24 protein-coding genes are annotated in these 25027 nt (G+C 77.3%); 5 read left to right on the top strand and 19 right to left on the bottom strand.

Going from position 1 to position 25027, the window contains the following annotated elements; all coding sequences use genetic code 11:
- Position 1: 1 nt before the first annotated feature.
- The 4 genes from ACI8AK_RS12920 to ACI8AK_RS12905 all read right to left on the bottom strand — a co-directional run bounded on the left by ACI8AK_RS12920 (position 2) and on the right by ACI8AK_RS12905 (position 4714).
- A complete protein-coding gene (locus ACI8AK_RS12920; protein ID WP_456956534.1) occupies positions 2 to 538 on the bottom strand; it encodes an FxsA family protein in 537 nt (178 codons plus the stop codon).
- Between the two features lie 39 nt (positions 539 to 577).
- Positions 578 to 1369, bottom strand: a complete 792-nt coding sequence (locus ACI8AK_RS12915; RefSeq protein ID WP_387988202.1) for a polyprenol monophosphomannose synthase — start codon at positions 1367 to 1369, stop codon at positions 578 to 580.
- Positions 1366 to 3009, bottom strand: a complete 1644-nt coding sequence (gene lnt / locus ACI8AK_RS12910) for an apolipoprotein N-acyltransferase (RefSeq protein ID WP_456956532.1) — start codon at positions 3007 to 3009, stop codon at positions 1366 to 1368. The genes ACI8AK_RS12915 and lnt overlap by 4 nt, the downstream gene beginning before the upstream one ends.
- A 181-nt stretch (positions 3010 to 3190) precedes the next feature.
- Positions 3191 to 4714, bottom strand: coding sequence for an amidohydrolase (locus tag ACI8AK_RS12905; protein WP_456956530.1), 1524 nt, complete (start codon positions 4712 to 4714; stop codon positions 3191 to 3193).
- Between the two features lie 82 nt (positions 4715 to 4796).
- Here ACI8AK_RS12905 and ACI8AK_RS12900 point away from each other — a divergent pair, with 82 nt between their 5' ends.
- A complete protein-coding gene (locus ACI8AK_RS12900) occupies positions 4797 to 5330 on the top strand; it encodes a GNAT family N-acetyltransferase (RefSeq protein WP_387988205.1) in 534 nt (177 codons plus the stop codon).
- Between the two features lie 7 nt (positions 5331 to 5337).
- Here the strand turns inward: ACI8AK_RS12900 and ACI8AK_RS12895 are convergent, their stop codons facing one another.
- Positions 5338 to 6198, bottom strand: a complete 861-nt coding sequence (locus tag ACI8AK_RS12895; RefSeq protein ID WP_387988206.1) for a lysophospholipid acyltransferase family protein — start codon at positions 6196 to 6198, stop codon at positions 5338 to 5340.
- A gap of 30 nt (positions 6199 to 6228) precedes the next feature.
- Positions 6229 to 7362, bottom strand: coding sequence for a carboxylate-amine ligase (locus ACI8AK_RS12890; protein WP_387988207.1), 1134 nt, complete (start codon positions 7360 to 7362; stop codon positions 6229 to 6231).
- A 123-nt stretch (positions 7363 to 7485) separates the two neighbouring features.
- Here ACI8AK_RS12890 and ACI8AK_RS12885 point away from each other — a divergent pair, with 123 nt between their 5' ends.
- Both ACI8AK_RS12885 and ACI8AK_RS12880 read left to right on the top strand, forming a co-directional pair.
- A complete protein-coding gene (locus ACI8AK_RS12885) occupies positions 7486 to 9027 on the top strand; it encodes an acyl-CoA synthetase (protein ID WP_456956528.1) in 1542 nt (513 codons plus the stop codon).
- A gap of 164 nt (positions 9028 to 9191) precedes the next feature.
- Positions 9192 to 10043, top strand: a complete 852-nt coding sequence (locus ACI8AK_RS12880; protein WP_456956526.1) for a hypothetical protein — start codon at positions 9192 to 9194, stop codon at positions 10041 to 10043.
- A gap of 77 nt (positions 10044 to 10120) precedes the next feature.
- Here the strand turns inward: ACI8AK_RS12880 and ACI8AK_RS12875 are convergent, their stop codons facing one another.
- The 5 genes from ACI8AK_RS12875 to ACI8AK_RS12855 all read right to left on the bottom strand — a co-directional run bounded on the left by ACI8AK_RS12875 (position 10121) and on the right by ACI8AK_RS12855 (position 14375).
- Entirely contained in the window at positions 10121 to 10417 is a 297-nt protein-coding gene (locus ACI8AK_RS12875; protein ID WP_387988210.1) for a DUF1540 domain-containing protein, read from the bottom strand.
- Between the two features lie 224 nt (positions 10418 to 10641).
- A complete protein-coding gene (locus ACI8AK_RS12870) occupies positions 10642 to 11766 on the bottom strand; it encodes an Rv2578c family radical SAM protein (RefSeq protein WP_456956524.1) in 1125 nt (374 codons plus the stop codon).
- Between the two features lie 127 nt (positions 11767 to 11893).
- A complete protein-coding gene (locus ACI8AK_RS12865; protein ID WP_456903004.1) occupies positions 11894 to 12778 on the bottom strand; it encodes a DMT family transporter in 885 nt (294 codons plus the stop codon).
- A 15-nt stretch (positions 12779 to 12793) separates the two neighbouring features.
- A complete protein-coding gene (locus tag ACI8AK_RS12860) occupies positions 12794 to 13261 on the bottom strand; it encodes an Lrp/AsnC family transcriptional regulator (protein ID WP_387988213.1) in 468 nt (155 codons plus the stop codon).
- A complete protein-coding gene (locus ACI8AK_RS12855; protein ID WP_387988214.1) occupies positions 13236 to 14375 on the bottom strand; it encodes a M24 family metallopeptidase in 1140 nt (379 codons plus the stop codon). Before ACI8AK_RS12855 ends, ACI8AK_RS12860 begins: the two co-directional genes overlap by 26 nt.
- Positions 14376 to 14464: 89 nt before the next feature.
- Here ACI8AK_RS12855 and ACI8AK_RS12850 point away from each other — a divergent pair, with 89 nt between their 5' ends.
- The gene (locus tag ACI8AK_RS12850) at positions 14465 to 15382 is read left to right on the top strand and encodes a 5'-3' exonuclease (protein ID WP_456956640.1); all 918 of its coding nucleotides are present in this window, start codon (positions 14465 to 14467) and stop codon (positions 15380 to 15382) included.
- 49 nt (positions 15383 to 15431) lie between these two features.
- Here the strand turns inward: ACI8AK_RS12850 and ACI8AK_RS12845 are convergent, their stop codons facing one another.
- The 8 genes from ACI8AK_RS12845 to ACI8AK_RS12810 all read right to left on the bottom strand — a co-directional run bounded on the left by ACI8AK_RS12845 (position 15432) and on the right by ACI8AK_RS12810 (position 23715).
- Positions 15432 to 16082 carry a DUF4333 domain-containing protein gene (locus ACI8AK_RS12845; protein WP_456956522.1) on the bottom strand — a complete coding sequence of 217 codons (651 nt, stop codon included), beginning with the start codon at positions 16080 to 16082 and terminating at the stop codon, positions 15432 to 15434.
- A 151-nt stretch (positions 16083 to 16233) separates the two neighbouring features.
- Complete coding sequence (locus ACI8AK_RS12840; RefSeq protein WP_456956520.1) at positions 16234 to 19080, bottom strand: DEAD/DEAH box helicase; 2847 nt, start codon at positions 19078 to 19080, stop codon at positions 16234 to 16236.
- 151 nt (positions 19081 to 19231) lie between these two features.
- Positions 19232 to 20119: a diacylglycerol kinase family protein gene (locus ACI8AK_RS12835; RefSeq protein ID WP_456956518.1), complete on the bottom strand. Its 888-nt coding sequence runs from the start codon at positions 20117 to 20119 to the stop codon at positions 19232 to 19234.
- 108 nt (positions 20120 to 20227) lie between these two features.
- The gene (gene tatC, locus ACI8AK_RS12830) at positions 20228 to 21127 is read right to left on the bottom strand and encodes a twin-arginine translocase subunit TatC (protein ID WP_456956516.1); all 900 of its coding nucleotides are present in this window, start codon (positions 21125 to 21127) and stop codon (positions 20228 to 20230) included.
- Positions 21128 to 21147: 20 nt separating this feature from the next.
- Positions 21148 to 21453 (bottom strand): Sec-independent protein translocase subunit TatA, encoded by a 306-nt coding sequence (gene tatA, locus ACI8AK_RS12825; RefSeq protein WP_456903009.1) that lies wholly within the window; start codon positions 21451 to 21453, stop codon positions 21148 to 21150.
- 86 nt (positions 21454 to 21539) lie between these two features.
- Positions 21540 to 21752 carry a hypothetical protein gene (locus tag ACI8AK_RS12820; protein WP_387989699.1) on the bottom strand — a complete coding sequence of 71 codons (213 nt, stop codon included), beginning with the start codon at positions 21750 to 21752 and terminating at the stop codon, positions 21540 to 21542.
- A 23-nt stretch (positions 21753 to 21775) separates the two neighbouring features.
- Positions 21776 to 22741, bottom strand: a complete 966-nt coding sequence (locus ACI8AK_RS12815) for a helix-turn-helix transcriptional regulator (protein ID WP_456956514.1) — start codon at positions 22739 to 22741, stop codon at positions 21776 to 21778.
- Positions 22738 to 23715 carry a helix-turn-helix transcriptional regulator gene (locus ACI8AK_RS12810; RefSeq protein ID WP_387989693.1) on the bottom strand — a complete coding sequence of 326 codons (978 nt, stop codon included), beginning with the start codon at positions 23713 to 23715 and terminating at the stop codon, positions 22738 to 22740. The genes ACI8AK_RS12815 and ACI8AK_RS12810 overlap by 4 nt, the downstream gene beginning before the upstream one ends.
- 162 nt (positions 23716 to 23877) lie before the next feature.
- Between ACI8AK_RS12810 and ACI8AK_RS12805 the strand changes: the two genes are divergently transcribed.
- On the top strand, positions 23878 to 24936 hold the full coding sequence (locus ACI8AK_RS12805) for a DUF3866 family protein (protein WP_387989690.1): 1059 nt from the start codon (positions 23878 to 23880) through the stop codon (positions 24934 to 24936).
- Positions 24937 to 25027 lie beyond the last annotated feature (91 nt).

Below are 25027 nucleotides of genomic sequence, written 5' to 3'. Positions count from 1 at the left end.
GTCAGGCGCGAGGGCGGGTGTCGAGCACGACGGGGCCCTCGACGACCTCGCCCTCGACGACCTCGCCCTCGACGACCTCGCCCTCGACGACCTCGCCCTCGACGATCCGCACCGGCGGGCGGGCCGCCGTCGCGCCGGGCACCCGGGCGCTGCGCACCCGCACCGGCGCGGACAGGCCCAGCCGGGCGGCCAGCCCGCGGCCCACGGCGGCGCGCACCAGCGGCCGGGTGGGCGGCAGCAGGCACAGCAGGCCGACGACGTCGCCGAGGAAGCCCGGCAGCACCATCAGCGCGCCGCCGACGGCGACCAGCCCGGCGTCGGTGGCCGCGGTGCCCGGCGCGCGGTGCTCCCGGGCGCGGGCGCGCAGCTCGTCCAGCGCCCGGGTCCCCTGCCGGGCCAGCAGGGTCCAGCCCAGGACGGTGGTGGCCAGCGCGGCCAGCAGCGTCCAGCCCACGCCGATCCACGCGGCGACCAGCGCGAAGACGACGACCTCGGCGAGGGCCCACAGCCCCGCCAGCACCCGTACCCGGTGTCCCACGGCACTCCCCGGCCCGGCTCGCGTGCGGCCCGGGTCCGCCTACCGGACCTCGCTGGACCGCCCGCGCTCGCGGACCCGTCCCGGCACGGGCGGTGGGACCCGGCCCGGCAGGCGGTCGGCCAGCCGGTCCAGCAGGCCCCAGAGGGTGACCCGTGCCAACGCCTCTCCAACGATCGAGGGCGTCATCTTGCTCCTGCCGAACTCGCGTTCGCTGAAGGTGATCGGCACCTCCACCACCCGGGCGCCCTCCCGCCAGGCGCGCCAGGCCCAGTCGACCTGGAAGCAGTAGCCCTGGCTGGCCACGCGGTCGAAGGGCAGCCGGTCCACCAGCTCCCCGCGGACGGCGCGGAACCCGCCGGTGGCGTCGGCCAGGGGCAGCCGCAGCGCGCGGCGGGTGTAGACGTTGCCCAGCCGGGACAGCAGCAGCCGCCGGCGCGGCCAGTCCTCGACGCTGCCGCCGGGCACGTAGCGGGAGCCCAGCACGAGGTCGGCGTCGTCGAGGGCGGCCAGCAGCAGCGGCAGCTGCTCGGGGTGGTGGGAGCCGTCGGCGTCCATCTCGACCAGCACGTCGTAGCCGCGCTCGCGGCCCCAGCGGAAGCCGGCGACGTAGGCCGGGCCCAGGCCCGCCTTCTCGGTGCGGCGCAGCACGTGCACCCGGTCGTCCCGCGCGGCCAGCTTCTCGGCCAGCTCACCGGTGCCGTCGGGCGAGCCGTCGTCGACGACCAGGGCGTGCACGTCGGGGACGGCGGCGTGCAGCCGGTCGAGGACCGGCTCGAGGTTCTCCACCTCGTCGTAGGTGGGGACCACGACGAGGACCCGCGCCGCGCTCACCGGGTGGCCCGGCGGGCCCGCTGCCGGCGGCGCAGCGCCGGGGCGGCGACCGCGAGCACCGCGCCGGCCCCCAGGGCGGTCAGCACCCACTCCGGCGCCGCGCCCAGCCGCTCGGCGACGGTGGTGGAGTCGCGCTGGGCGACGTCCTCGACGAACACCGCGGGGGTGAACAGCTCCGAGCGGCGGGCCAGCGACCCGTCGGGCGCCACGACGGCGGAGATGCCGCTGGTGGCCGCGACGACGACGGTGCGGCCGAACTCCACCGCGCGCAGCCGGCTGGCGGCCAGCTGCTGCTCGCTCTCGTCGGTGTAGCCGAAGGTGGCGTTGTTGGTCTGGACGACGAGCATCCCGGCGCCGGCCCGCACGGTGTCGGCGACCAGGGAGTCGTAGACCACCTCGAAGCAGATGACGTCGCCCACCGGCGCGCCGCCGACGTCGAGCACCCCGACCTCGGTGCCGTGGGCGAAGTCCCGGCGGACCAGGTCGACCTTGTCGCTGAAGAAGCGGAAGAACCCCCGCGCCGGCACGTACTCGGCCAGCGGGACGGGGTGCCGCTTGACGTAGGTGTCGCCGGGCCCGGTCTCGGGGTCCCACACGATGCCGGTGTTGCTCAGGTACCGGCCCGGCCCCTCGACGACCGCGCCCACCAGGATCGGCGCGCCGATCGCCTCGGCGGCGCGGCTGATCTGCCGGGCGGCGTCGGCGTTGCGGTAGGGGTCGATGTCGGAGCTGTTCTCCGGCCAGACGACCAGGTCCGGCTGCGCCTGGTCCCCGGCCGCGACCGCGGCGGCCAGCTGCACCGTCTGCTGCACGTGGTTGTCCAGCACCGCCCGGCGGCGGGCGTTGAACTCCAGCCCGGCCTCCGGGACGTCGCCCTGGATGACGGCGACGGTCCTCGTGGGGCCGCCCGCGGTGAGCGAGGGGCCGGGCAGCGGCGTCCAGGCCAGCGCCCCGAGCAGCGGGACGGCGAGGACGGCGGCGACCAGCGCGGCCGCGGTGCGCAGCGCCGGCCCGCGGGTCGCGCCCTCGCCGGCCGCCCGCCGTGCCCGGGCCAGCGCGAGCAGCGCCGCGGCCAGCAGCGTGCCGGTGAGCGCGACGGCGAAGGACACCAGCGGCACCCCGCCGTAGGCGGCGAGGGAGAGGAAGGCGCCGTCGGTCTGGCTCAGCCCCAGCCGGCCCCAGGGGAAGCCGCCGAGCGGGAGGCGGCCGCGCAGCGCCTCGTCGGCCACCCACAGCGCGGCGGTCCACAGCGGCCACAGCCGCAGGCCGGACACCGCCGCGCCGGCCGCGCCGAGCAGCGCGAGGAAGAGGGCCTGGGAGACGGCCAGGGCCAGCCAGGGGAACGCGCCCACGTAGATGCCGGTCCAGGACAGCAGCGGCACGAAGAACGCCAGGCCGCACACCAGGCCCAGCCACGCGCCCGACCGGGCCCGCTGCCCGCGCACGGCCAGCGCCAGCGCCGCGGGGCCGAGCACCGCCAGCGGGGGCAGCGACCAGCCGGGGAAGGCCAGCAGCATCGCCAGGCCGCCGGCGGCGGCGAGCGCGGTGCGCCACGGCAGGCGGCGGGTCCGGCGCCGGCCGGTCCCCGCGGGCGCACCGGAGCCGGTGTCCCGCTCCTCCGTCACGGCTGCTGGCGGCACCCACGACCTCCCCGCGACGTCCTGCCGCGGGCGGCGCCCGGGCGTCCGGCTGCACCCGTCCGCGGCGGACGGGTGCGGGCCACGGTCGTGGCCCACCCACGAGCATCCCACCCCGCCCCCCGTCCTCCGGGACGCGACCGGCGCGGGGTCCCTCGTGCGTGCCGTCCCCCGGACCGGGTGGTTACAGCGACCGCAGTGGCCGGCCTCCGACCAGCAGCTGCCGGCAGGCCGGCCGGTCCCGGCGGTCGAGCACCGCCGACAGGCCGGCGTCCGTGGCCCACAGCGCGAGGTCGGCCGGGGCGCCCGGCGCCAGCGGCCCGGCGGCGGTCTCCGCGCGGACGGCGTGCCAGCCGCCGTGGGTGGCCGCGTCGAAGGCGTCGAACGGGCGCAGCCCGGCGCCGGCGGTGCGGTGGTCGACGGCCGAGTGCACGCCGCCCCAGGGGTCCATCGGCGTCACCGGGGCGTCACTGCCCAGCGCCAGGGCGACACCGGCGTCGGCGAGGTCGGCGAACGGGTTGCACCCGGCCGCGCGCTCGGTGCCCAGCCGCTCGGCGTACATGCCCGCCGGGCCGCCCCAGGCCGCGTCGAAGGCGGGCTGGACGCTGGCCACCATCCCCCACGACCGCATCCGCTCGACCGCCTCCGGGCTCGCCATCTCCACGTGCTCGAGCCGGTGCCGGCAGGCCCGCACGGCGGCCGGCCCGAGCTCGGCCACCACCGTCCCGACCGCGTCGAGCACCTGGTCGACGGCGGCGTCGCCGATGCAGTGGAAACCGGCCTGGATCCCGGCGGCGGTGCAGGCGCGCACGTGGTCGACCAGGGAGGCGGTGTCGAACCGCAGCGCCCCGGCGGTGCCCGGCCGGTCGGCGTAGGGGGCGTGCAGCGCGGCGGTGTGCGAGCCGAACGCGCCGTCGCAGAACAGGTCGCCGCCGGCGCCGGCCAGGTCCAGCTCGCGCACCAGGTCCAGCCCGCCGCGCTCGGCCAGCTCTCCCCAGTAGCCGGTGACCCGCGGCGCCGGCCGCTGCCGGGCCAGGTCCAGCAGCGCGCGCAGGTCCGCGGCGCCGGACACCTCGGGCCCGGCCATCTCGTGCAGGCTGCCGATGCCCAGACGCACCGCCTCGGCGAGCGTGGCGGCCTGCGCGGCGGCCCGCTGCGGCGCGGTCACCGCCCCGTAGGCGGCCTGCCGGGCGGCGTGGTGGGCGTCCAGCCGCAGCTGCCCGTCCGGCGAGAAGCCGGGCAGGCCGCGGACGCCGGGCACCAGGTCGAGCAGCGCGGTGGAGACGGTCGCGGAGTGCACGTCGACGCGGGCCAGGTAGGCCGGCCGGTCCCCGACGACGGCGTCCAGGTCGGCGCGGGTGAGCCCCCGGCCCTCGGGCCAGCCGGTCTCGTCCCATCCGGTGCCCAGCAGGATGCCCGGCGGCGCGCCGCGCACCGCCTCGGCGACGGCGGCCACCGCCTCCGCGAGGCTCGACCTCGAGTGGAGGTCGAGACCGGTGAGCGCCAGGCCGGTCGCGGTGGCGTGCACGTGCGCGTCCACGAACGCCGGGGTGAGCAGCGCCCCCTCCCCGGCCAGCACCCGGCCGGCCAGCGGCACGTCGGCGGCCGCGCCGGTCCAGGCGATCCGCCCGTCGACGACGTGCACGGCACGGCCGGGACGGTCGCCGACGGTCACGTCGGTGAGCAGCAGGTCGGTCGGGGGCGTCACGGCCCCGAGCATGACGGCGCGCCCGGGCCGCTCCGGCGCCGGGTCCGCGGGTAGCGCGGGGCGCGCCGGGTAGGCAGTCGCGATGACCGTGCCGGACGGGGAGCTGCTCACCGACCGGCTGCGGCTGCGCCCGTGGACCACCGGCCGCGACGACCTGGCCCGGCTCGCCGACATCTACCGGCGCGAGGAGGTCACCCGCTGGCTGGGCGGCCCCCCGTCGGTGGGCCCGGTGGAGCTGGTGGGCCGGTGGGCGGAGATCCGGCGCGCGGACCCGGTGCACGGCTGCTGGGCGGTGGAGGTGCGCGGGCCGGAGCCGGTGGTGGCCGGCACGGTGCTGCTCAAGCCGCTGCCCGGCGGCGTCGGGGAGGTCGAGGTGGGCTGGCACCTGCACCCGGAGTGCTGGGGCCGCGGCTACGCCACCGAGGCCGCGCGGGCGGTGGTCGACCACGCCTTCGGCGCGGGCGTGCCGGAGGTCTACGCCGTCGTCCGGCCCGGCAACGAGGCCTCGCGGGCGGTGTGCCGGCGCCTGGGCATGGAACCGCTGGGCCGGCTGCGCCGGTGGTACGACGTCGAGCTGGAGGCGTTCCGGCTCATGGCCCCGGTGGTGGTGGAGTAGCGCGTCCTCAGCCGCGGCGCCGGAGGCGGCGGGCCAGCCGCGCGCGGCGCGAGGTCCGCGCCCTCACCCGCTGCCCGGCGGCGTCCTGCGCGTCGCGGGCCGTGGCCTCCTCCAGGGTGGGCGCGGTCCCGCCCAGGTGCGCCGGCACCCACCACAGGTCCTCGGGGCCCGAGGGCTGCTGCGGATAGGTGCGCTGCGCCTCGTCGAGCAGCGCCTCCATCGCCACGCGGGTGCGGGCCAGCAGCGCCGCGGGCCGCTCGCCGGGCAGGGGGACGACCGGCTCGCCGAGCAGCACGGTCACCGCCCGGCCGCGGGTGAGGTCCACCGGGTGCTTCTTGGTGGCCACCCGGTGCCCGCCCCACACCGCGGCCGGGACGATCGGCACCCCGGCGTCGAGGGCCATCCGGGCGGCGCCGGCCTTGAGGTCCTTGACGGTGAAGCTCTGGCTGATCGTCGCCTCGGGGAAGACGCCGACGACCTCGCCGTCCTTGAGCGCCCGCACCGCGGCGTCGAAGGCGGCCGCGCCGGCCTTGCGGTCGACCGGGATGTGCCGCATGGCGCGCATGAACGGCCCGGCGAACCAGTGCGCGAACACCGAGGCCTTGGCCATGAACCGGACCAGCCGGTGCCGCGGCAGCGCGGCCAGGCCGAGGAAGGTGAAGTCCAGGAAGCTGACGTGGTTGCTGCAGACCACTGCGCCGCCCGACGTCGGCACGTGCTCGGAGCCCCGCACGTCGAACTGCAGCCGCAGCAGCCGGAAGACCACCAGCGCCAGCCGCACGACGAACCGGTAGGGGCGGTCCCGGGGATCGGGGGACGGCCCGAACAGGTCGCGCCGCACGACGTCGTGCCAGCTCGCGGTGTACATGGCGGGACGATATCCGCCCTGCCCGGAAGCTCACCTCCCGGTCGTGAGCTGCACCGCCGCGCGGACGACGGCGGTGAGGTCGCCGGTGTCGGCGTGCACGCGGCGCTGCAGGTCCGCGCCGGTGCCGCGCTCCAGGACCGCCGCCACGCCGTCGGCGACCCGCTGCCGGTCGCCGCTGGCCTCCAGCGCCGGGCGGACGTGCTCCAGCAGCGCCGCCACCACGTCGGCGGCCGGCGCCGGCGTCCCGGTGCGCGGGTGCACCAGGTCGGCGGTGGTGCCCGAGCGCCCGGCCCGCCAGGCGGCCACCCGCAGCAGCTCGCTGCGCACCCGAGGGGCGGGGACGCCCGCGCGCCACTCGCGGGCGGCGGTGTCCACCAGCGCGCGCACCAGCCCGGCGTGGGTGACCGCGTCCTCGACCCGCAGCGCGACGTCGGCGCTGCGCACCTCGACGGTGGGCCAGGTCCGCGACAGCCGGGCGTCGAAGTAGACCATCCCGGCGTCGACGATCGTGCGGGTCGCGACCAGGTCGGCGACCACCCGGTGGTAGGTCGCCGGGTCGCCGAACAGCTCGGTGGGGCCCGACGACGGCCAGCGGTTCCACGCCTGGGACCGGAAGCTGGCGTACCCGGAGTCGGCGCCCAGCCAGAACGGCGAGTTGGCGGTCAGCGCGGTGAGCACCGGCAGCCACACCCGGATCCGGTCGAGGACGGCCACGCCCTCCTCGTCGCCGTCCACCGACACGTGCACGTGGCAGCCGCAGGTGAGCTGGTCGCGGGCGATGAGCCCGAAGGTGTCGGTCATCTCCGCGTAGCGCTCGCCCGGCGTCGTCTCCGGCTCGACGCCGACCGGTGAGGTGGCCAGCGCCGCCACCCGGGTCCCGACGGCGCGGGCGGCGGCGTCGGCGCGCCCGCGCCAGTACCGCAGCTCCCGCTCCACCTCGGCCAGCCCGGTGCACACCCGGGTGCCCAGTTCCACCTGCTGCCGCTTGAGCTCGGGCACCAGGTGCCCCGGAGAGCCCTCCTCCTGCGCCGCGCTCTCGTGCTGCTCGGGGGTCTCCCCCTCCCCGCGGTGGGCGGCCACCGCCAGCGCCTCGGGGCCGCGCGGCACCGGCGTCCCCGACGGGTCGACGACCAGCAGCTCCTCCTCGACACCCACCGTGCGCACCGGCACATGGTGGAGGCGGGACGGCGCCGCCGCAGGACGGGCCCCGGGCACCCGGGTCGGGCACGATCCCCGCATGACCGAACCCAGGGCCTCCGGCGGTGGGGGCGACCGGCGGGTGGACCGGTGAGCCTCACCGCCTACCTGGACAAGGGCGCCTCCCTCGGCCCGGACGCCCCCTGCCTGACCGGCCCGGACGGGTCGATGAGCTACGGCGAGGTGCAGCGGTTCAGCCGGCGGGTCGCCGGGGCGCTGGCCCGCTCCGGCGTCCGGCCGGGCGACCCCGTCGCGGTCCTGTCGGCCAACGACCCCACCGCGTTCGCCGCCGTCTTCGGCATCGCCCGCGCCGGCGCGGTGTGGTGCCCGGTCAACCCCCGCAACGAGGCCGCGGAGAACCGCGAGCTGCTCGACCTGTTCGGCTGCACCGCGCTGCTCTACCAGCACTCCTTCGCGCCGCTGGTGGCCGCGATCCGCGACCGCCTGCCGCGGCTGACCACCCTGGTCTGCCTGGACGGCGACGGCGACGGCGGCGACCCGGCGCTGCAGGACTGGCTGGCCGGCGCTCCCGAGGGGGACGACACCGAGCCGCCCGGCGGTCTGGTCGTGCTGGTCGGCACCGGCGGCACCACCGGCCGCCCCAAGGGCGTGCGCCTGACCGACCGCAACCTCGAGACCATGTCGGCGCTGACGCTCATGAGCTATCCGTTCACCGGCCGGCCCACCTACCTGGCGCTCGCGCCGCTGACCCACGCCGCCGGGGTGCTGTGCTTCCCGGTGATGGCCCTCGGCGGCGAGATCGTCGTCATGCCGGCACCGGACCTCGGGCAGTTCCTCGCCCTCGCCGAGCGGCACCGGGTCACGCACGCCTTCCTGCCGCCCACGCTGGTCTACCGGCTGCTCGCCCACCCCGACCTCGACGGCACGGACCTCTCCGCCCTGCAGTGCCTCTGGTACGGCGCCGCGCCCATGTCCCCCGACCGCCTCGAGGAGGCCATCCGGCGCATCGGCCCCGTCCTCGGCCAGCTGTACGGCCAGTCCGAGGCGCCGATGATGATCTCGACGATGGCGCCGGCCGACCACCTGCGCCCCGACGGCTCCCCCGCCCGGGAGCGGTTCGCCTCCGCCGGCCGGCCGACGCCGCTCACCACCGTGGCGGTCGTGGACGACGCCGGGCGGCTGCTCCCGGCCGGCGAGCGCGGCGAGGTCGTCGTCCGCGGCTCGCTGGTCATGGACGGCTACCACCGGGACCCGCAGGCCACCGCGGAGGCGAGCCGGCTCGGCTGGCACCACACCGGCGACGTCGGCTACCTCGACGCCGACGGCTGGCTGTACCTCGTCGACCGCGCGAAGGACGTGATCATCAGCGGCGGCTTCAACGTGTACTCGGCCGAGGTCGAGCAGGCGGTCCTGGCCCACCCGGCGGTGCAGGACTGCGCGGTGGTCGGCGTGCCCGACGAGAAGTGGGGCGAGCGGGTGGTCGCCGTCGTCCAGCCGCGGGCCGGGGAGGCGCTGGACCCCGCCGACGTCCGCGCGTTCGTCCGCGCCCGCATCGGCGGCGTCAAGACACCCAAGGAGGTGCTCGTCTGGGCCGACCTGCCGCGGTCCACGGTGGGCAAGGTACTCAAGGGCGACGTCCGCTCGCAGCTGCTGACCGCCGGAGGCGCGTGAGGGCCCGGCCCTCCCCCCACCGGGACTCCCCCGGCACAGCGGCGCGGCGCCTCCCCGGCCCTCGACCCGTCGCCGCCGGCGTGTTCCCTGCCCTGGTCGTGGACTGGTTCCCGGTTTCCTGAAAAGTTGGCCAGATAGTTGGGGATAACGGGTATGGTGAGGACATGGCGAAGGGCTGGCAGGGACCGCTCCCGGAGATGCCGTCGCCGCCCGCCGCGCAGGCCTGGGCCCGGCTGGAGCCCCCGGAGGGCTACGCGGTGCAGTGGCGCCGGCTGATCGACGCGGCCCTGGAGCTCGGCCTCGGCCCCGACGAGCTGGCCGAGGGCGGGATGGACGACGTCGCGGCGGCCCGGGGCTGGAAGCCCGCCACCGTGACCCTGTACAGCAAGGTGGCCCGGTACGGCGGGGTCCCCCTGCCGGTGCCCCCGACGCCGGAGCCCGATCCGCGGACGCTGGACCTGCGGCCGCTCACCGAGGTGCGCAGCGAGGAGCCCGAGCACCTGCGCACGGTCGTGTGGTGCGCGATCGCGCTGCGCTGGCCGGCCCCGGTGGGCACCTTCCGCGACCTGCGCCGTGACCAGGTGCACGCCACCGCCCGCCGCCTGGTGGTGCGCACCGACGACGGCGAGTGGTCGGTGCCGGGGGCGCTGACCGCGTGGCACGCCTGGGAGGCGGTGCGCAACCGCTTCCCCGCGCTGGCCGACAGCCCGTGGGTGCTGCCCGCGCTGCGCCGCGGCCCCGGTTTCGCCTCACACGTCGGCGGCCGGCTGTCCAGCCAGGCGCTGCAGGTGACGTTCGCCAAGCACGCGGTGCGCACCGCCCTGTACCTGCGCGCCACCACGACCGGCGCGCGCCGGCAGCGGGCCGAGGTGCTGGCCGCCGTCTACGAGACGCTGTCCTACGACTCCTACCGCCGGCTGGCCCTGGCGGCCGGCGCCGAGCCGGTGGCCGCCCGGGGTGCGGTGCGGGCCGAGCGGGCCGCCCGCGCGAACAAGGCCGGGGCGCCTCCGGCCTGAGCCCGCTCCTCCCCCGGACGGCACGACGGCCCGGGCGGAGGCCCGGGCCGTCGTCGCGGAGAGGTGCCGGGGTCCCGTCAGGCCGGCGAGTAGGTCATGCAGGTGGCGGTGTCGTGGTCGAAGCCCACCCGGATGCCGTCGGCGTGGCACTCGAGGGCGTCGTTGTGCACACAGTCGGTCCGCTGGCACGCACCCACCAGCGCCTCGGCCCGGGGCAGGCCGCCGCGGACGGTGAGCGGGATGAAGGTCCCGCAGTCGGCACTGCCGTTGTGGCTGCTCACGGTGATCGCGAAGGCGTGGCAGCCGTGGTCGTGGTCGTTGTAGGAGCAGCCGGTGACGGTGCACTCGGCGACGGGGGGCACGACGGCGGTCATCTCTGGTCCTCCGGGCTCGGACGGATCGGCTGACCCCAGTGTGCCGCAGAATGGCGTCGATCTCGACCCCGGAATGCATTCCGCGTGTCGTTCTCCGACCATTTCCCCAGGTGAGCCTGACCTGAGAAGCCGCAGGTCAACGCGTTACGGGTAGGGAAGGCTCACCTTCCTCACCGCCATTTCGTTGCGGCACCCAATGGTCAGGGAAGGCTTGCCTGACCGTTTCAGATCAGCGCCAGCTGGCCGGGCACCGCGCCGTCCCGGGACCGCCGTGCGCGGGCCGCGCGGCCCCGCGGGGCGTCGTGGCGGACCGGCGGCAGGCTGCCGGCGGGGAAAGCGGCCTCGTCGTCCCCGGGGACTCCCGAGGGCGCCTCCGCCCCCCGGGCCGCGCCTCCCGACCGGCCGTCGAGGCCGTGCCGGCGCAGCAGCGGCCCGACCCGCCCGGCCAGCCAGGCCCGGTACTCCGGGGGCACGTACGCCCCGCCGCGGTACAGCTGCCGGTAGCGGCCCACCAGGGCGGGGTGCTCGCGCGCCAGCCAGGCGGAGAACCACTCGCGGGCACCCGGGCGCAGGTGCAGCGGCACCACGGTCACCCCGGTGGCGCCGGCGGCGGCGATGGCCTCCAGGGCGGCGTCGAGGTCGGCGAGGCGGTCGGTGAGGCCGGGCAGCACCGGGGCGAGGAACACCCCGCACGGCAGCCCGGCGTCGGTCACCGCGCGCACCAGGTCCAGCCGGGCGCGCGGCGAGGGGACCCCCGGCTCCAGGCTCGCGTGCAGGTCGTCGTCCCAGACGGCCATCGAGACGCCGAAGCCCACCGGGACGTCCCGCGCGGCGTTCGCCAGCAGTGGCAGGTCCCGGCGGGCCAGCGTGCCCTTGGTGAGGATCGAGAACGGCGTGCCGGAGTCGGCCAGCGCGCGGATGACGCCGGGCATCAACCGGTAGCGGCCCTCGGCGCGCTGGTAGGGGTCGGTGTTGGTGCCCAGCGCCACGTGCTCGCGCTTCCAGGACGGCCTGGCGAGCTCCCGGCGCAGCACCTCGACCAGGTTGGTCTTGACGACGATCTGGGTGTCGAAGTCGCGGCCGGCGTCCAGGTCCAGCCACTCGTGCGTCGAGCGGGCGAAGCAGTAGACGCACTGGTGGAGGCAGCCCCGGTACGGGTTGATCGTGTAGGCGAACGGCATCCGCGAGCCCTCGGGCACCGCGTTGAGGGCCGACCGGCACAGCACCTCGTGCATCGTCACACCCGGGAACTCGGGCACCTCCACGCTGCGCAGCAGCCCGCGCAGGCTCGGCATCCCCGGCAGCAGCGTCTCCTCGTCGGCGTCGAGGCGCCGGGCGTCCCACCTCACGACCCCGATGCGAACACGTGTTCGAGACGATGTCCAGTCGCACCGCCGTCGTCGCCGCTCCCCTTCCCCAGGACGGCACACCAGGTAGTCTTTCGAGTAGTTGGGGATAACGGTCGAACGACGGGTGTCAGGTCCCGACGGCGGGTGCCGCCTCCCGCGGCGGCCCGCTGCTGTGGGTGAGCAGGACGACCCCGACGACGGCGACCACCGCGGCCGGCCCCCACACCGCCGCGTGCCCCGGCTCGAGGTGCTCCCCGAGCAGCAGCCGGGCCGCGGGCACCGCGGCCAGCGGGTCGAACACCACGAGCGCGGGCAGTGACCAGGACAGCGCCCCGCGGCCGTAGGCCTGCTGCGCCCCCACCTGGGAGGCCACCGAGGCCACCACCGCACCCCACGGCTCGGGCCGGGCCAGCGCACCGGCCACCCCGTCGGCCGCGAGCACCGCGAGCCCGGCCGAGACCAGCACCGCGGCCACCCCGGCGGCCAGGCCCCCGGTGACCCCACAGGCCAGCGCCGCGCCGCTGCCGCCGCGCAGCCGGGCGGTGAGCGCGACCGCCAGCACCACCAGCACGACGGCGACCACGGCCGCCACGGCCGGCGGCGGGTCCCCCGAGCCCCGGCCCGGGCGGGCCGCCACGACGAAGACCACGAGCCCGCCCACGGTGAGCGCGGCCCCGGCCCCCTCGGTCCGGGACGGCGGGTGCCCGGTGCGGACGGTGCGCACCGCCAGCGCCGCCACCAGCGCGCCGGCCAGCAGCGGCTGCACGATCGCCACCGGCGCCAGCGCCAGCGCCGCCACCTGGGCGACGGTGCCGCTGGTGGTGGCCGCCTGGCCGAGCAGCCAGGTGCGCTGGCGCACCATCGCCCGCATCCGCAGCCGCCCGCCGGCGGTGGCGCGGACCGCCGCCTCGTGCTGCAGCACCGAGCCCAGCCCGAACAGCGTCGCCGCCAGCAGCGCCAGCAGCGTGCCGGGCAGGTGGTCCCCCACCCCGCGGGCCAGGGAGTCGGGCACGCCGGTCCTCCGGGCTCAGACGGGAGGACGGTCCTCGTAGAAGGTGGACAGCACGACGGTGGTGCGGGTGCTCACGTTCGCCGTCGTGCGGATCTCGCGCAGCAGCGCCTCCAGCGCCTCGGGCGAGGCCACCCGCACCTTGAGCAGGTAGCTCTCGATGCCCGCGACCGAGTAGCAGGCCTCGATCGCGTCCAGGTGGGTGAGCTTGGCCGGGGCGTCGTCGGCCTGGGCCTGGTCCAGCGGGGTGATCGACACGAACGCGGTCAGCCCCAGCCCCACCCGCCGGGCGTCGATCCGCGCCCGGTACCCGGTGATCAGTCCGCGCTGCTCGAGCCGGCGCACCCGCTGGTGCACCGCCGACACCGACAGGCCGACCCGCTCGGCGAGCTCGGTGTAGCTGGCCCGCCCGTCCCGCACCAGGGCGGCCAGCAGCGCCCGGTCGACGTCGGAGTGCGGCTCAGCCGGGGAGGACGACGAGCTCACGGGTGCCCTCGTTGAGCGTGCGGACGCCGTCGTCGGTGCAGACGACGATGTCCTCGATCCGGGCGCCGCAGCGGCCGGCCAGGTAGATGCCCGGCTCCACGGAGAACGCCATCCCCGCCTCCAGCGGCAGGTCGTTGCCCGCCACGATGTAGGGCGCCTCGTGGGTGTCCAGGCCGATGCCGTGCCCGGTGCGGTGGATGAAGTGCCCGCCCCACCCGGCGGCGGCGATCCGGTCGCGCGCGGCGGCGTCGACCTGCTCGGCGGTCACCCCGGGCCGGACGGCGGCGACGGCGGCCTCCTGCGCGTCCCTGAGCACCGCGTACCACTCGGCCACCTCGGCGTCGGGCTCCCCGCCGACGACGTAGGTGCGGGTGCAGTCCGACCGGTAGCCGGTGGCGGTCTCCCCGCCGATGTCGACGACGACCAGGTCCCCGGCCTGCACCACCCGGTCGGAGAGCTCGTGGTGAGGGCTGGCGCCGTTGGGGCCGGAGCCGACGATGGTGAAGTCCACCCCCACGTGTCCCTCGGCCAGGATCGCCGCGGCGACGTCGGCGCCGACCTCCGCCTCGGTGCGCCCGACCCGCAGCCACTCCCCCATCCGGGCGTGCACCCGGTCGATGGCCGCGCCGGCGAGGGCGAGCTCCTCCACCTCCGCGGGGGTCTTGACCATCCGCAGCCGGTCCAGCACCGGGGTGGCCAGCTCCAGCGCCGAGCCGGGCAGCGCCCGGTGCACGCCGAGGGCGTGCTCGGCCCAGGTGCGCGCCCCCACCGCGACCCGCGAGGGGGCGGCGCCCAGCCGGGCGGTCACCTCCCGGGCGACGACGGCGAACGGGTCGTCGGTCTCGTCCCAGGCGTGCACCTCCAGGCCGAGCGCGCCGGCCGGGGAGGCGTCGACCATCGGCGCCTCCAGGCGCGGGACGACCAGCAGCGGCTCCCCGCGGCGCGGGACGACCAGCGCGGTCAGCCGCTCCATCGCGTGGGCGTGGTAACCGGACAGGTAGCGCAGGTCCGAGCCCGGGGTGAGGACCAGGACGTCGACGCCGAGCTCCCCGGCCACGGTGCGGGCGGCGTGTACGCGGTCGATGCTGACGAGGGCCCCCGTGCTGCTTGCCACGCCGGGACACTAACCCCGCGGCCCGGCCGCGCCCGCGCCGGTTTCCCCGGCCCGTCGTCCCCGGCGGCTACGGTCCGCCCGTGACCACGATGCTGCTCGACGCCGCGAGCCTCTACTTCCGGGCCTTCTACGGCGTCCCGACCAGCGTGACCTCGCCCGACGGCCGCCCGGTCAACGCCGTCCGCGGGTTCCTGGACATGACCGCCCGGCTGCTCACCGCCCACGCCCCCACCCGGCTGGTCGCCTGCTGGGACGACGACTGGCGCCCGGCGTTCCGGGTCGAGGCGCTGCCGTCGTACAAGGCGCACCGGCTCGCGCCCGACGGCGGGGAGGAGGCCCCCGACGAGCTGTCCCCGCAGGTGCCCGTGCTGGTGGACGTGCTGGCCGCGGCGGGCATCGCCCGGGTCGGCGCGCCGGGCTACGAGGCCGACGACGTCATCGGCACGCTGGCCACCCGCGCGCGCGGGCCGGTCGACGTCGTCACCGGCGACCGGGACCTGTTCCAGCTGGTCGACGACGCCCGCGGCGTGCGGGTGCTGTACACCGCGCGCGGCATCGCCGACATCGAGGTGGTCGACGAGGCGGCGGTGGCGGCGAAGTACGGCATCCCCGGGCGGGCCTACGCCGACTTCGCGGTGCTGCGCGGGGACCCCAGCGACGGCCTGCCCGGCGTGGCCGGCATCGGCGCGAAGACGGCGGCGGCGCTGGTCACCGAGTTCGGCGACCTGGCCGGCATCCGCGCGGCCGCGGCCCGCACCGCGGTGCCCCGGGCGCCGCTCACGCGCGGCGTGCTCGAGAAGCTGCACGCCGGCGGGGAGTACCTGGACGCCGCGCCGGTGGTGGTGGCCGTGGCCCGGGACGTCGACCTGCCGCCGGTGGAGGGGGCGCTGCCCACCCGGCCGGCCGACGCCGCGGCGCTGGCCGCGCTGGCCGACGCGCACGGGCTGCGGTCCTCGCTGGGGCGGCTGGGCGCCGCCCTGGGCTGGCCGGCCGACGCCCTCGACTGAGGCGCCGGCCGGCCCGGAGCTCAGCGGCCCCCGGTCCAGCGGCCCCCGGTCAGGAGGCGACCTCCCACGTGTAGGCGGCCTCGTCCGCGTCGGTGATCGCGATCTGCAGCGTCACGTCCTCGCCGTCGTCGGTGGTCCCGGTGCACTCGTAGGTGGCGCCGTCCTCGACGACCATCTCGTCGTCGCAGGAGACGTCGACGGCGACGCCGAAGGTCTCCTCGAACTGCTGCGCGATGTCGCTCTCGGCCTGCGCGCGGTCGAGCACGTCCTGGCCGAGCACGATCGGCAGGACGATCGCCGCGGCGATCACGACGACGGCGAGCGCGACCAGGCCGACGACCAGCCCGGTCCGGGACTTCCTCGGCTGCTGCCCGGAGCCGGGCTGGCCGTGGCCCCCGGGCTGGCCGTACTGACCCGGCTGCCCGTACTGCGGCGGCTGCCCGTAGCCGCCGGGCTGCTGGCCGGGCTGGCCGTAGCCGGGCTGCCCGTACTGCGCCGGCTGGCCGTACTGACCGGGCTGCCCGTACGGGCCCGGCTGCTGGCCGTACTGCCCCGGCTGGGCGGCGGGCTGCCCGTACTGCCCACCCGGCTGGCCGTACTGACCGGGCTGCCCGTACGGGCCCGGCTGTCCCGGCTGCTGGCCGTACTGCCCCGGCTGCCCGTACTGCCCCGGCTGGCCACCCTGCGGTGGGTTGGTCATCGTCGCTCCCGTCCGGTGCGGCCCCACGGGGGCCGGATCGTGTTCCCGCGCCCCCATGACCGTCCGTCACCGGAGCGGGGGAGATTGTGCACCACGGGGGGCCTCCGGCAGCTCCTCCGCGGCGCGGCCCCCCGGCCGGGCGGCGGCGGCCTCAGCCGCTGACGGCGACCGCGACCACCCCGCGCCGCACCAGCCCCACCGCGGCCCGCGCGACGCCGGCCACGGCCTCGTCGGCCACCTTCGCCAGCTGGTCGAGCAGGTCCACCAGCTGCCGCGCCCAGCGGACGAAGTCGCCGCCGGAGAGCTCGGTGCCCGCCTGCTCGGCGCCGGCCAGCACCCGGTCCAGCGCCTGCCCGTCGGCCCACCGGTAGGCCGCCCAGGCGAAGCCGAGGTCCAGGTCGCGGCTGGCGGGCAGGCCGCGGTCGAGCTCGACGTCCTGCAGCCGCGCGCGGATCCGGCGCATCTCGGCGATCGCCCCGGCGACCCTGCCCGCGGGCACCGCCGGCTGCCCGGGCGTCTCCCGCCGCGCCTCGAACACCAGCGTGGACACCGCCGCGGCCAGCTCCGCCGGGGTGAGCCCGCGCCACGCGCCGGCGCGCAGGCACTCGGCGACCAGCAGGTCGGCCTCCGACCAGATCCGCGCCAGCCGCCGGCCCTCCTCGGTGACCCGCGGGACGTCGTCGACCGGGGTGGGCTCCTCGGTGTCGGCCGGCACCAGCGGCACCGCCTCGGGCACCAGGTAGCCCAGCTCCTCGAGGACGTCGCAGGTGAGGTCGAACTGCCGGGTCAGCGAGCCGGTGCGCTCGGCCATCTTCCGGTGGGTGGCCTCGGCGTCGGCGACCGCGCGCAGGTAGCGCTCGGCGAAGCGCACCCGCTCCTCCCGGTCGGGCAGCGCGTGCACCGGGTGGTTGCGCACCGCGCGGCGCAGGTCGTGCAGCACCGGGTCGTCGGCGGCGGCCGAGCGCTGCTTGGTGCGCCGGGCGCCCAGGTCGTTCTCCAGCCGCGCGGTGCGCAGCGTGGAGGCCAGGTCGCGGCGGGCGTGCGGGCTGCGGTGGTTGAAGTTCTTGGGCACCCGCACCCGGGCCAGCGCGGTGACCGGCGTCGGGAAGTCCACGCTGGCCAGCCGGCCGGCCCACTTGTCCTCGGTGAGCACCAGCGGGCGGGGGTCGGACAGGTCGGTGACGCCGGGGTCGAGGACGACGGCCAGGCCCTGCCGGCGGCCCGAGGGCACCCGGATGACGTCGCCCGGGCGCAGCGCGGCCAGCGCGTCGGCGGCCTCCAGGCGCCGCTTGGCCTGCGAGTCGCGGGACAGCTCCTTCTCCCGGTCGGCGATCTCCCGCCGCAGCCGGGCGTAGGCGAGCACGTCGCCGCCCTCGCTGGCCAACTCCGCGGCGAACCTCTCCGCGTCCCGCTCGGAGCGGGCGGCCTGCCGGGCCAGGCCCACGACCGAGCGGTCGGCCTGGAACTGGGCGAAGGAGGACGCCAGCAGCTCGCGGGCCCGGGCGCGCCCGTAGGAGCCGACCAGGTTGACCGCCATGTTGTAGCTGGGCCGGAACGACGACCGCAGCGGATAGGTGCGGGTGCTGGCCAGCCCGGCGACGACGGAGGGGTCCATGCCCGGCGCCCAGACGACGACGGCGTGCCCCTCGACGTCGATGCCGCGCCGCCCGGCCCGCCCGGTGAGCTGGGTGTACTCCCCCGGCGTGACGTCGACGTGCGCCTCGCCGTTCCACTTGACCAGCCGCTCGAGCACGACGGTGCGGGCGGGCATGTTGATGCCCAGCGCCAGCGTCTCGGTGGCGAACACGGCCTTGACCAGGCCGCGCACGAAGCACTCCTCGACGGTCTCCTTGAACGCCGGCACCAGGCCCGCGTGGTGGGCGGCGAGCCCGGCGAGCAGCCCCTCGCGCCACTCCCAGAAGCCGAGGACGTGCAGGTCCTCGTCGGGCAGGCTGCCGGTGCGCTCGTCGACGATCCGGGCGATCTCGGCGCGCTCGGCCTCGTCGGTGAGCCGCAGCCCGGCCGTGAGGCACTGGTGGACGGCCTGGTCGCAGCCGTTGCGGCTGAACACGAAGGTGATCGCGGGCAGCAGCCCGGCGCGGTCCAGCCGCTCGACGACCTCCGGGCGGGCCGGCGGGCGGTAGCGCGGCTTGTGCCAGTCGCGGTCGCGCCGGTTCCCGCCGTTGCCGCCGCCCCAGGTGTCCAGCCGCCGCTCGTGCTCCCGCACGTACCGGACCAGCTCGGGGTCGACGACGCTGGCGCCGCGGTCGCGCGTGGACTGCCCGCGGGGGTCGTCCCCCTGCTCGGCGGCGTGCGCGGCCGGCCGCAGGCTGAACAGGTCGAACACCCGGTTGCCGACGAGCATGTGCTGCCACAGCGGGATCGGCCGGACCTCGCTGACGACGACCCGGGTGTGCCCGCGGACGGTGACCAGCCAGTCGGCGAACTCCTCGGCGTTGCTGACCGTCGCCGACAGCGACACCAGGGTGACCGACGCCGGCAGGTGGATGATCACCTCCTCCCACACCGCGCCGCGGAACCGGTCGGCGAGGTAGTGCACCTCGTCCATCACCACGTAGCCCAGGCCGGCGATCGCCGGGGACTCGGCGTAGAGCATGTTGCGCAGCACCTCGGTGGTCATCACCACCACGGGCGCGTCGCCGTTGATCGCGTTGTCCCCGGTGAGCAGCCCGACCTTCGCCTCGCCGTAGCGGTCGACCAGGTCGTTGTACTTCTGGTTGGACAGCGCCTTGATCGGCGTCGTGTAGAAGGCCTTGCGCCCCTCGGCCAGCGCCTTGTGCACCGCGAACTCGCCGACGACGGTCTTGCCGGCCCCGGTGGGCGCGCACACCAGCACCCCGGCGCCCTCGTCGAGCGCCTCGCAGGCCTCCACCTGGAACGGGTCGAGGGAGAAGCCGAGCTCGGCGGTGAAGTCGGCGAGGGTGGGGTGCGCGCTGCGCCGCCGGGCAGCCGCGTACCGCTCGGCGGGGCTGGACATGCCCCCACGTTAGGCGCTCCCCGGACGGCGCTCAGCCCGGACCGGACCTCCCCGCGTCATCGCCCCACCCCCCGCGGGACGCGCCACCGGCCGGTCGGCGGCAGGGTTGGGGATAACGGTCGACTAGCCGGCGCTGCGGTCTCCGGGGCCGTCAGGGACGCCCGGAGCCCACGATCCGCAGCGCGCCGGGCACCGCCTCGGCGCGCACCGGCAGCGCGGCCACCGGCTCCCCGTCGGCGTAGGTGGTCAGCCCCACGCCGGCGAGCTCCACCCGCGCGGCGCGGTGCACCGTGACGGCGGGGTGCCCGACGTGCGTGCCCTCGGTCAGCCGCGGCCGGGTGCGCACCAGCTCCCGGCGCGACACCGGCCCCACCACGGTGACGTCGAGCCGGCCGTCGGCGGGGTCGGCGGCCGGGCACACCCGCATGCCCCCGCCGTACCAGGCGGTGTTGCCGACGGCGACCAGCGTGACCGGCAGCGTCCGCGCCTCCCCGTCCAGGGTCAGGGTGACCTCGCGGGGCCGCAGCCGGGCCAGCTCGGCGAGGATCGCGACGTCGTAGCGGCGCGGCCCGCGCGGCCAGCGCAGCCGGTTGGCCCGGTCGGTGACCGCCGAGTCGAAGCCGCAGCACAGCACGGTGGCCCACCAGCGCCCGGCGGTGCGGCCGGCGTCGAGGGCCCGCACCGCGCCCTCCCGCAGGTCCGCGGCGGCCGCGGTGGCGGCGGTGACCGGCTCGGGCGGCACGCCGAGGGCGAGCGCCAGGTCGTTGCCGGTGCCGGCCGGGACGACGGCCAGCGGCGTGCCGGCGCCGGCGACCGCCTGCAGCGCGGCGTGCACGGCGCCGTCCCCGCCGATCGCGACGACCGCGCCGGTGCCGGCCGCCACCGCGCCGGCCGCGGCCCGCTCGGCCTCGGCGCGGGTGCCGGCCGCGAGCACCGTGGGGGCGAGCCCGCCCCGGCGCAGCGCGTCGAGGACGGCCGCGGACACGGTGCGGGCGCGGCCCCGGCCGGCGGCGGCGCTGACGAGGACGGCGACGTCCACCCGGGTCTCCTCCCCTGCGCCTCCGGCGGGCGGCGGCCCAGGCTACGGCCCGCGCCCGGGTGGTCGGAGGCCGGTCGAGCCGCCCGGGGCCGCCGGGCCCCGGGCGGCTCAGCGGCGGGAGGTGTCCGCCGGGGCGGCGTCGAGGTCGGAGGGCCGGGCGTCCAGCGGGGAGGCCTCGTCGTCGGGCACGTCGTGGAAGTGCTGCACCGCCTCCCGGCGGACCCGCCGCCGGTCCACGAACCGGGCGACCTGGATGGCCAGCTCGAACAGCACCACCATCGGCAGCGCCATGGCGAGCATGGTGAACGGGTCCTGGGTGGGCGTGACGAACGCGGCGAAGACGATGGTCAGGAAGAAGATCCACCGCCGGCTGCGCGCCAGCGCGGCGTGCGAGAGGACGCCGACCAGGTTCAGCGCCACCGCGATCAGCGGCAGCTCGAAGCTCAGCCCGAAGGCGACCAGCAGGCTGATCACGAAGCCCAGGTAGTCCGGCGCGGTCAGCTGGAAGGCCACCTCGTCACCGGCGAGCTCCAGCAGCAGCTCCAGGCCCTTGTACAGGGTGACGTAGGCCAGCACCGCGCCGAGGGCGAACAGCGTCGTGGAGACGGCGACGAAGGTGATCGCGTAGCGCTTCTCGTTGCGCTTGAGCCCCGGGGTGATGAACGCCCACAGCTGCCACAGCCAGAACGGGCTGGACAGCACCGCCCCGGCGATCAGGCCGATCTTCAGCCGCAGCAGCACCCCGCCGAAGACGTCGAGGACCACCAGCGAGCAGCTCTCGTCGCCCTGGAAGCGCAGGTCGGCGGGCAGCGAGCAGTAGGGCTCGCTGAGGAAGGTCAGCAGCCCGTGGTCGTACCAGAGGAAGCCGACGACGGTGCCCAGCGCGAGCGCCAGCAGGGCCTTGGCGACGCGGTTGCGCAGCTCGGTGAGGTGCGCGACGAGGGTCATCGTCGCCTCGGGGTCCCGCGGCGCCCGCCGCCGGCGGCGGCGCAGGGAGGGACCGCTCACGTTCCTGCCCCGGGAGGCGGTCAGCGGGCGTCGGCGGCGCCGGGCTGCGCGGCGCGCGCCCGCAGCTCGGCGGCGCGGGCCTCGGCGGCGGCCGCCTCGGCCTCGAGCTGGGCGCGCCGGTCCCGGTCGGCGGCGTCGAGCGCGGCCGGCGGCAGCGGCGCGGACGGGCCCGCGGTGCGGTCGTCGTCCCTCATGCCCTTCATCTCGCCCTTGAAGATGCGCAGCGAGCGGCCCAGCGAGCGCGAGGCGTCAGGGAGCTTCTTGTAGCCGAACAGCAGCAGGACGGCCAGGATGATCAGGCCGATCTCGAGCGGGCCGAGGTTCATGCGTCCTCCAGGTCGCGGGGGGCGGGGCCGATGCTACGCCGGGAGGGGTGCGTCCCCGGGGCGCCCGGCGGGCGGTCGCCGTCGGTTCAGCGGGCGTCCGCGGGCCGTTCACCGGCCTGCAGCGCGGCGGCGCGGGCGGCGGTGGCCGCGGCCTGCTCGAGCACCGGCCGCACCTCCCGCTCGGCGGCCTGCAGCTCCCGGCCCAGCCGCCGGAACGCCCCGACCAGGCCGTACCCGATCGAGCCGAGGACGACCAGCGACACGACGACGGCGGCGATCCACACGACGAGCAGCAGCACGGCGCGAGCCTAGGCGCCGGGGCTCAGGCGCCGTACCGGGCGAGGGCCGCGCGCGCGTCGGCGGCGACCGCCGCGGCGAGCCCCGCCGGCTCGTCGACGGTCGCCGCGCCGCCCAGGGACGCGACCAGCCGGCGCGCCCAGGCCAGGTCGTGGGTGCGCAGCGCGACCGCCAGCCCACCCGGCGGGTCCTCGACCTCGCGGACGTCCTCCACCGGGTAGTACTCGGCCACCCAGCGGGCGGTGCGGGCCAGCCGCAGCCGCACCACCGGCGCGCCGGGCGCGGGCTGGTACAGGCCGGACTCCACGTCCCGCGGCGCGGCCTGCGGCGGCGGGGCGGCCGGCTCGTCGAGCACCTCGACGTCGTCGATGCGGTCCAGCCGGAACAGCCGGACGCCGGCCACCTCCCGCGACCACGCCTCCAGGTACCAGCGGCCGTCGACCAGCAGCAGCCGCATCGGGTCGACGGTCCGCTCGGTGCGCTCGTCGCGGGTGGGCACGTAGTAGTGCAGGTGCAGCGCCCGGCCCCGCTCGAGCCCCTGCCGGACGACGGCGAGCGCCTGCTCGCGGGCGTCGACGCTGAGCGCCACCGGGGTGACCCGCTCGGCGGCGTGCCCGGCGGCGGCCGACACCTTGGCCAGCGCCCGGCTCACCGCCTCCTGCTCGGCCAGCCCGGGCAGGTCCAGCAGCGTGCGCAGCGCGACCACCAGCGCGACCGCCTCGTCGGTGGTCAGCCGCAGCGGGCGGACCATCCCGGCGGTGAAGGTGACCCGCACCCGGTCGCCCTCGAAGGACAGGTCGATGAGGTCGCCGGGGCCGTAGCCGGGCAGGCCGCACATCCACAGCAGCTCGAGGTCGCGGCGCAGCTGCCGCTCGGGCACGCCGAAGTCGCGGGCCACCTCGGCCAGCGGCACGCCCTCGGGCCGGGCGGTGAGGTACGGGACGAGCGAGAGCAGCCGGGTCATCCGCTCGTTGGTGGCCGGGCTGGTCATCGCTCCCCCATGGCGGCCAGGCGGGTCAGCCGCTCGACGACCGCGTCGCGGACCGCCGCCGGGGACTCGACGACCACGTCGGGGCCGTAGGCGGCCAGCTGGTCGGCCAGCCGCCACGGCTCCGTGGTGCGCAGCTGCAGCCGGTCCTCCCCGTCCGGGCCGGCGCCCAGCGGGGTCGCCCAGCGGCGCAGCCCGACGGCGGTGCCCGGGCGGGCGCGCACGACCACCAGCTGCTCCTCGCCCCGGCCGCCGAACTGGCCGGCGACGATCCCGGCGAGGTCGAGGTCCGGCGGCGGCTCGAAGGCGTTCTCCGGCCCGGTCGCCCGCGGCGTGCCGACCACCCGGGACAGCCGGAACACCCGCGGGGCCTGCCGGTCCAGGTCCAGCCCCACCAGGTACCAGCGGCCGTGCCAGGCGACGACGCCCCAGGGCTGCACGTGCCGGCGGGCCGGGGCGTCCTCGTCGGGACGGCGGTAGTCGAACTGCAGCACCCGGCGGTCGCGGGCGGCGGCGTAGCAGGGCTCGAACGCCGGCTCGTCGGAGTCCAGCCGCGGCTGGATCGGCAGCCGGGTCGGGTCGACGTCGACGCCGGCGGCGCGCAGCTTCACCAGCGCGCTGTGCGCGGCCCCGGCCAGCTGCGCGGACTCCCACAGCCGCAGCGCCAGGCCGACGGCGGCGGCCTCCTCGCCGGTGAGGGTGATCTCGGGCAGCTCGTAGTCGGCGCGGGCGATGCGGTAGCCGTCCTCGGTGTCGAAGACGCTGGTGCGGCCGGTCTCCAGCGGGATGCCCATCTCGCGCAGGTCGGCCTTGTCCCGCTCGAACATCCGCTTGAACGCCTCGTCGGCGCGGGCGGTGCCGTCGTCGGGCTCGTAGCCGGGGACGGTCGCCCGGATCCGCGCCGCCGTCACGTACTGGCGGGTGCCCAGCAGCGCGATGACCAGGTTGACCAGCCGCTCCGCCCGCTTCGCCGACACGCGCCCCAGCCTAGACACAGGACCCCCTGGCCCCCGCTGCTCGCACGCGCGCAGCGGGCCCCTGCAGGGAGCCACGGGGGGCGCGGGGGGCACCGGGGTCCTTACGCTCGCCCCGTGGGGGAACGGACGACTGCGCAACGGATCCGCTGGCGACGCGGCACGGTGACCGCGACCGGGAGGAGCTGGCGCGACGCGCTGGAGCTCACCGTCGAGGTGCCCGGCGACGGCGCGGTGCGCTCGCTGGCGCACCCGTCGCTGGTGGGGGTGCCCGAGGTCGGCGACGAGGTGCTGCTCAACACCACCGCGTGGGCACAGCGGCTGGGCACCGGCGGGTACGCGCTCGTCGTCGCCGTCCCCGACCGGCTGCCGCCGGACCCCACCGGCCCCGGCCACCTGGTCAAGGCCCGGTACACCCCGCTGCAGGTCAGCGTGCAGGGCGTGGACGAGCAGGACACCGAGCACCACGACACCATCGCCGCGGCCGAGGACCTGGGCGGGATGCCGGTCGTCGTCGCGGACCTGCACTCGGCGCTGCCGGCCGTGCTCATCGGCCTGTTCGCCACCGACCCCGACCTCCGGGTCGCCTACGTCATGACCGACGGCGGCGCCCTGGTGGCCGGGTTCTCCCGGACGCTGCACACGCTGGCGCCGTCGCTGGCCGGGGTGGTCACCGTGGGGCAGGCCTTCGGCGGCGACCTGGAGGCGGTCACCCTGCACACCGGCCTGCTCGCCGCGAGGCACGTGCTCGGCGCGGACGTCGCCGTGGTCACCCAGGGGCCGGGCAACCTGGGCACCGGCACCCCCTGGGGCTTCTCCGGGGTCGCGGCCGGGGAGGCGTGCAACGCCGTCAGCGTGCTCGGCGGGGAGCCGATCGGCGCGCTGCGGATCTCCGACGCCGACCCGCGCCCCCGCCACCGCGGCGTCTCCCACCACTCGCTGACCGCGTTCGGCCGGGTGGCCCTGGCCGGGGTGACGCTGGTGGCCCCGCGCGGGCTGGGCTCGGAGCTCGGCCGGCAGGTCGAGGAGGACCTGGCCGGCCAGCCCGAGCGCAACCGGGTGGTGTGGGTCGACGTCGAGGGGCTGGACGAGGCGCTGCAGCTGTCGCCGGTGACGCTGTCGACGATGGGCCGCGGCTGGCCCGAGGAACGCGCCTACTTCCTCGCCGCCGCGGCCGCCGGCCGCTACGCCGCCGTCCGGGTGCCCCTGCCCGACGAGGCCTGACCGGACACGTCCGCGGGCCCGGCCCGGGGGGGGGGGGGCCGGGGCCGGGGCCCCGGCCGCGGTGGGCGTGTCCCCGCGCGGGGGGGCGCGC

This window comes from Geodermatophilus sp. SYSU D00867 (assembly GCF_054050315.1).
The sequence above is the reverse complement of the archived record's forward strand: the minus strand, read 5'-3'. Positions and strand labels throughout refer to the sequence as shown.

Bases quoted from the DNA above. Each gene is read 5' to 3' on its own strand.
- ACI8AK_RS12900 (WP_387988205.1), top strand. From the start codon at position 4,797: ATGACCGTGCCGGACGGGGAGCTGCTCACCGACCGGCTGCGGCTGCGC.
- ACI8AK_RS12895 (WP_387988206.1), bottom strand. From the start codon at position 6,198: ATGTACACCGCGAGCTGGCACGACGTCGTGCGGCGCGACCTGTTCGGG.
- ACI8AK_RS12880 (WP_456956526.1), top strand. From the start codon at position 9,192: ATGGCGAAGGGCTGGCAGGGACCGCTCCCGGAGATGCCGTCGCCGCCC.
- ACI8AK_RS12875 (WP_387988210.1), bottom strand. From the start codon at position 10,417: ATGACCGCCGTCGTGCCCCCCGTCGCCGAGTGCACCGTCACCGGCTGC.
- ACI8AK_RS12850 (WP_456956640.1), top strand. From the start codon at position 14,465: ATGCTGCTCGACGCCGCGAGCCTCTACTTCCGGGCCTTCTACGGCGTC.
- ACI8AK_RS12845 (WP_456956522.1), bottom strand. From the start codon at position 16,082: ATGACCAACCCACCGCAGGGTGGCCAGCCGGGGCAGTACGGGCAGCCG.
- ACI8AK_RS12840 (WP_456956520.1), bottom strand. From the start codon at position 19,080: ATGTCCAGCCCCGCCGAGCGGTACGCGGCTGCCCGGCGGCGCAGCGCG.
- tatA (WP_456903009.1), bottom strand. From the start codon at position 21,453: ATGAACCTCGGCCCGCTCGAGATCGGCCTGATCATCCTGGCCGTCCTG.
- ACI8AK_RS12815 (WP_456956514.1), bottom strand. From the start codon at position 22,741: ATGACCAGCCCGGCCACCAACGAGCGGATGACCCGGCTGCTCTCGCTC.